General features: G+C 53.7%; 4 protein-coding genes. 3 read left to right on the top strand and 1 reads right to left on the bottom strand.

Translation table 11 applies throughout. The features are described 5' to 3' along the window. Positions 1-200: 200 nt before the first annotated feature. Positions 201-1,727 (bottom strand): sulfatase, encoded by a 1,527-nt coding sequence (locus RC85_RS24365; protein ID WP_235033176.1) that lies wholly within the window; start codon positions 1,725-1,727, stop codon positions 201-203. Positions 1,728-2,211: 484 nt separating this feature from the next. Here RC85_RS24365 and RC85_RS24370 point away from each other — a divergent pair, with 484 nt between their 5' ends. The 3 genes from RC85_RS24370 (at position 2,212) to RC85_RS24380 (ending at position 5,847) form a co-directional block, all read left to right on the top strand. After that, positions 2,212-2,988: a DUF6655 family protein gene (locus RC85_RS24370; RefSeq protein WP_068267353.1), complete on the top strand. Its 777-nt coding sequence runs from the start codon at positions 2,212-2,214 to the stop codon at positions 2,986-2,988. A 6-nt stretch (positions 2,989-2,994) separates the two neighbouring features. Next, the gene (locus tag RC85_RS24375; RefSeq protein WP_068267354.1) at positions 2,995-3,762 is read left to right on the top strand and encodes an SMC-Scp complex subunit ScpB; all 768 of its coding nucleotides are present in this window, start codon (positions 2,995-2,997) and stop codon (positions 3,760-3,762) included. A 147-nt stretch (positions 3,763-3,909) separates the two neighbouring features. Continuing rightward, complete coding sequence (locus tag RC85_RS24380; protein ID WP_068267355.1) at positions 3,910-5,847, top strand: carbon starvation CstA family protein; 1,938 nt, start codon at positions 3,910-3,912, stop codon at positions 5,845-5,847. Positions 5,848-6,151 lie beyond the last annotated feature (304 nt).

Below are 6,151 nucleotides of genomic sequence, written 5' to 3' on the forward strand. Positions count from 1 at the left end.
GATCCCGCCAGGGTTCAGTCGAGCTTAGTAGTCCATGTCAGCTCAATCTTCGGTTAGGAGGTAGCGGAAGTCGCGTAGACTTTCGGCGTCCCCCTCGTAGCCGAAACTCTTGGCGAGTTCCGCTACCCGAAAATTGAGGTGACTCGGAATACTAACCCGGTCATGGACTGAACCCTGGCGGGATCAGCTACGTTTTGAAACTATCGCTTGGGTTCGTAATCGGGATTAGGCTTCGATGGAATGACCGCGTTGGTTGACTCGATCCAGGCTAATAAATCGTCAATCAATTCGTCTCGTTTGTCGGGTTCTTCAAGAGCGAGGTCGCGGCGTTCTCCGATGTCTTCGGCCAGATTGTAAAGTTCCACTGCTTCGTTAGTGTCAATCTTTTCGCGGCCACCATCGAGTTGCCAAGCTTCGTGAAACAAATGCAGTTTCCAGTCGCCTTTGCGAATCACCGTCACCGGACGCGATCGGAACCTAAGTCGCACATCCGAGGGACGTCCGCGAACGACTGGGCGGTTCAAATAGCCGGGGAAGTGCCAAAAGACAGATTTCCGCGTCAGGTTCTTACCCTTGAACAGTGGCACGATACTTTCGCCATCAAGCACTTTGCTGGCCGGCAGCTTTACTCGGCCCACGTCGGCAAAGGTTGGATAAAAGTCAACATTGGTGATCGGTACATCGCATTGACTGCCTGGATCGATGACGCCTGGCCATCTTGCGATGAATGGCTCGCGAATTCCGCCTTCGTAGTAGCCGCCTTTGCTGCCGCGAAGCGGCTCTTGAGGCGATTGGTTGATCGCTCCGTTGTCACTGGTGAAGATGACCAGAGTTTTCTTCGTCAGTTTCAATTGATCGATCTTTTCTAGTAATCGCCCAACACTGACATCAAAATCGTACACCATCCCGGCATACTTTGGGCTGACCGATGCCGAACCGTTTCCATCCGATGCAACCTTCTGTTTTTTCTGCTTGAACTTTTCGAGCGTTGCTGTTTGGTTTTGCAGCGGTGTGTGAATGGCGTTGTGAGCCAGGTAACAGAAAAACGGGCGGTCTTGGTTATTCTGCATAAACTCACAAGCTTTTTCAGTCAACGTAAAGACGCCTTTGGGATCAGAAGGCGGCCCCGGCTTGTTGTCGCTTGCACTCGCGTGAACCTGCCCGTCACCAAAAGTGTTGTAGGTCGTGTCGAAGCCCTGAACGGTTGGTAGTGAACCGTCTTTTCCAGCGGAGTGCCACTTTCCAAAATGTCCCGTCGCGTAACCAGCCGACTTCATTGCTTCGGCGATCGTAAAGTTCTTAGCCGCAATTCCGCTGCGGTTTTGTGGCGGAATCAATCGCATGTTTTTGATCGGCCCTCGACGAGTGCTGTTGACGGCGTACACATGATGCCGAGGCGTGTAGGTGCCGGACAAAAGACACGCGCGACTGGGCGCACAATTGGCCGCCGATGCGTATGCCGATGAGAACACCATGCCTTCGGTTGCCAAGCGGTCAATGTTGGGCGTTTCGATAAAACCGTCACCTTGATAACCCACATCTTTCCATCCCAAGTCATCGGCGAATATCAAAACAATGTTGGGTGGTGGGTCGGTAACAACATCATTCGCAGACGCGGTGGAGGAGAATTCAAACGATGCGATGGCGATCGTTACCAGCATCGTCGTCAGAGCAAAAAGTGATTTGCGAACAGTGTTGATGCGAGTCATGTTTGGTGTCGGATTCATGTTGGCGATTTTTGAATTTTGGTGCTGTGATTTCACACGGTAACATGCCATTGCCGGAACTGCGCTCCGCTTGTTCCGGCCTACGTTGCCTGAATTCCACCAGATCCCAACCCGAACGTGTAAGCGAGGGATTTTCAGGTCAAACAAGATCCCTCGCTCACGCATTCGGGTTGGGAAAACCGGGAAGTTGTTTCGGGACAGAGTTTGTTTCGGGACAGTGCCTAACCGAACGGCTTGCATTTCGGGGCAAGGATAAACAGGTCGAATCGAGGTTAATCCAGGGGCTCTGCGGAGACTGGCGAAACGCGGGGTGGCGGGGGATTTTGTTCAACTTTTAGTCTAGCAAATGTTCACCTTTATTGATTAAAGCTAGAACGACGAAGAAAAGTCGAGATGAACGTTGTTTCACCGTTTCAAGGGATCATAGGTCTGCTTCATTGATGAATGGCGACCTTTCATAGAACTAAAGAAGGAATGCGCCGAGATGAAGAATCAAAAACGAATCGTAAAATTGGGGCACGCGTTCGCTGCCGCCGCTTTGGTCGTTGGCGGATCGCTTGCGACAGGATGTGCCACCACAAAAACCTCCAACACCGCTCGCACCGGTAGCGAGCAGTTGTTGATTTCGGCGGCGATTGACCGCTCGATCTCCAAGGTTCACTTCAGCGATTTCGAGGGCTACAAGGTTTTCATCAATGAAACCTATTTGGACGGCGTCGATAAGGGATACCTGGTCGGTTCGATCCGGCACGGAATCTTGAAGCACGGCGGATCGATCGTTGATTCAGCCGATGCGGCTGATATCGTTCTGGAAGCCCGAAGCGGCGGCATTGGAACGGACAGCCAAGAGAGTTTTGTCGGTATTCCAGCAATCGGAATTCCTGGCTTGCCGATCGAGATGCCTGAGATCAAATTTGCTTCGCGAAACACTCAAATGGGCACAGCGAAAATCGGCCTAGTTTGCTACGACGCCAAAACGGGTGCCGTGATGGGCGACGGTGGAAAAGCCACGGCGTTGACGCACAACAACGACAGCTACTACCTTGGAATTGGTCCGTTCAAGAGCGGTACGTTGCTGGAACAGCGTGAACAGGCCATCGGTTTCAATGGTGTCGGTGGCAGCATGTTCGGCGGAGCGAAAACGGTCGCACATTCGGACATGCGTATGGTCAAACCAAGCGGTACCAGCGCAACACCCGACTTCCCGTTTAATCCCGAGTACCAAATTGCAACCCAGCCCGGATCATCAACGACCAGGTAGTCGTTCATGACGCAATCAGACAACGTCGATCCATCCAAATCAACGGAAGATGTCAGTAGCGACGAACCGCTGGATGGGTTTTCGTTGGACGATTTAGGTGCCGCGTATGCAAAGGCTGCGGCGGAGCACGATCCGGAATCGTTTGCACCGCCGTTGGAAGACGAATCGCTAGAAAACCCAGACGAAGCAGCGGAGGGATTTCCTGATGCTGTGCTGGAAGATCTGGAGGTTGACGAAGTCGTTTCACCGGAAGCGATCATCGAGGGAGCTCTATTCGTTGGGCATCCCGAGAACAAGCCGCTGACGGAAGAACGTTTGGCAAACCTGATCCGCGGAGTCGAACCTGACGAAGTGGTGTCGATCATTGACGGGCTGAATCAGTCCTATCGTGATCAGGATCAGGCCTTGCGAATCGTGCGAGACGACTTTGGTTTTAAGATGACGATCGCGCCGGAAGTTGAATCGGTTCGCAGGTCTTTCTTGGGCAAGGTTCGCGAAACCCGATTGAGTCAATCTGCGATTGAGGTCTTGTCGTTGGTCGCTTATCAGCCAGGCATTACGGCTCAAAAGGTGCAAGACCAGCGCGGCCGCGAGAGTCATTCGCTGCTGAACCAGCTTGTCCGTCGCCAGCTTCTGGAAATCCAACGAGTCAAACCCGATGGCGGTGGGCGTGCGATTCCGCAGTATTATCCAACCGAGCGTTTTCTGTATTTCTTCGGGATTGAAACTCTGGAAGATCTTCCGCAAGTCGAAGAAGGCCTGCGTGAGGAGTGAAACGCACCTAGCGTGACTCCTACGCGAAGTAGGCCGGAACAAGCAAAGCGCAGTTCCGGCAATTGCATGGTATCCTGTGAGGCCGCCGGAACTTCGCTCCGCCTTTTCCGGCCTACATCGATACGCAAACTGCTCTAGTCTTCTTTCATGCCGACACTTTTGATCGCCCTGGGCGCGATGATTGCCTACCTGATCGCCTATCACACCTACGGTCGGTGGCTGGCACGAACGATCTTTCGGCTTGATCCAACGGCAGTCACGCCAAGCGTTGCCTTGCGAGACGATCGTGACTTTGTGCCGACGGACCGCAGCGTCTTGTTTGGACATCACTTTACATCGATCGCGGGCACCGGGCCTATCGTCGGACCTGCGATCGCGGTCATGTGGGGATGGCTGCCCGCGCTGGTCTGGGTGCTTGTCGGTTCGATCTTCATCGGAGCGGTCCATGACTTCGGTGCGTTGGTCGTTTCGATGCGCAGTCGCGGGCAAACCGTCGGCGACGTGGCCGGACGAGTCCTAAATCGTCGGGTGCGGTTGCTGTTTCTGCTGGTGCTGTTCATGGCGTTGACGATCGTGCTGGCGATTTTTGGTTTGGTGATCGCGGCTGTGTTTAAACAGTATCCATCGTCGATCATTCCTTGCTTGGTTCAAATTCCGATCGCGGTGGTGATCGGAATGTGGTTGCATCGCAAAGGATCCGGTTTGTTGGTGCCGTCTTTAGTCGCTCTCGCCACGATGTACGCGACATTGATCTTCGGAAACACCGGCATCCTTGGATCGATCAACGAAGCCATGGCCGGTTGGTCGATTCTGACCTGGGTCGTTTTGCTGTTAGCGTATTCCTACGTCGCGTCGGTGTTGCCGGTTTGGCTTCTGTTGCAGCCACGTGACTACATCAATTCGCTGCAATTGATTTCGGCGCTCGGAATGGTTTTGGTTGGGTTGTTAACGGCAGGTTTGATCGGAGGCTTAACGTCAAGCGGAGAACGAATTCCGCTGGAGATCGTTGCACCGATAATTCGCGCCAGCCCCGAAGGTGCTCCATCGGTAATCCCGTTCCTGTTTATCACAATCGCCTGCGGAGCTTGCAGTGGCTTCCACTGTTTGGTGTCCTCGGGCACGTCGAGCAAACAAATCAAAACAGAAACCGATGCTCAATTTGTCGGCTACGGATCAATGCTCACCGAAGGTTTCTTGGCAACGATCGTGATCCTGGCGTGTGTGTCAGGATTGGGATTAGGATCTGTTGGTCCGGATTCGTTTGGGTCGGGCGGCGAAACCGTTTTTGGTGAAGCGGCGTACAACGCGCGATACGAAACGTGGGCTTCCGCCAGCGGGCTGGCTGCGAAAGTGGGAGCGTTTGTCGATGGATCAGCAAATTTCTTAAAGGCGATTTCTGTGCCTGCCGAGATCGCGGTCGCGATCATGGGAGTCTTGGTGGCATCGTTTGCGGGTACCACCCTGGACACGGCTTGTCGTTTGCAACGTTATGTCGTTCAAGAATTGGCCGCTACATTCGTTGGCGGTCAATCAGCTAGCGAAACACTGGTGACGGCGAATCCAATTTCATGGTTGACCAACAAACACGGTGCAACAATTTTTGCAGTGCTGTTGGCATTGGTCATTGCAGGATTACCCGCGCCGGGCACGCCCGTAACGCTTGCGCAAGCATGGGCGGGCGAAATACCGGCGGAAGCGTCTGCATCCGGTGGGATCTCCGGTGCATTGTGGTGGTTGTCAACCTATGCGGGCAAGGGCGGGTTGATTTTGTGGCCGTTGTTTGGTGCCACGAATCAACTTTTGGCGGGACTTGCATTCTTGGTGATTTCATTCTTCCTGTGGCGACGCGGTATTCCGGTTTGGTTCGTCGTCGTGCCAATGGTTTTGATGCTGGTGGTCCCTGCCTGGGCCATGATCAGTGATTTGCCAGGCTGGCTGGCTGCCGAAAACCCCAACTGGATCGTCATTTTCGTCGGATCCGCCACACTCGTTTTGGAAGCCTGGATGATTATCGAAGCAGTGATCCTCTGGCCCAAGGTCAAAGGTGTGTTGGAAAACAATCCAAGCAGCGAGAACCTGAACTAGAGAACTGTTTCAGAACAACCTCGGGCGTTGCCGACGACCACCCCGTAGCTGATCCCGCCAGGGTTCAGTCGAGCTTCATCCGATCGTGGACTGAACCCAACGTCGTGTAGAGATTTGGTCCCGGAAGACACGTGTTAGTTCGTTTAGCCGCGTGGGTATCGCCTGGGCTGATGAAAATGCGTCGTTGTCAACTTGTCACGACCCTTGAAAGTAGGCCGTAGCGAGCCTTAGCGAGTTACGGCGGTGCGCAAATTGCCGTAACTCGCTATGGCTCGCTACGGCCTACATACTGGCGATCATGGTC

The sequence above is a fragment of the Rubripirellula obstinata genome, from assembly GCF_001642955.1.
Classification (GTDB): Bacteria; Planctomycetota; Planctomycetia; order Pirellulales; family Pirellulaceae; genus Rubripirellula; species Rubripirellula obstinata.

Bases quoted from the DNA above. Each gene is read 5' to 3' on its own strand.
- RC85_RS24365 (WP_235033176.1), bottom strand. From the start codon at position 1,727: ATGAATCCGACACCAAACATGACTCGCATCAACACTGTTCGCAAATCA.
- RC85_RS24370 (WP_068267353.1), top strand. From the start codon at position 2,212: ATGAAGAATCAAAAACGAATCGTAAAATTGGGGCACGCGTTCGCTGCC.
- RC85_RS24375 (WP_068267354.1), top strand. From the start codon at position 2,995: ATGACGCAATCAGACAACGTCGATCCATCCAAATCAACGGAAGATGTC.
- RC85_RS24380 (WP_068267355.1), top strand. From the start codon at position 3,910: ATGCCGACACTTTTGATCGCCCTGGGCGCGATGATTGCCTACCTGATC.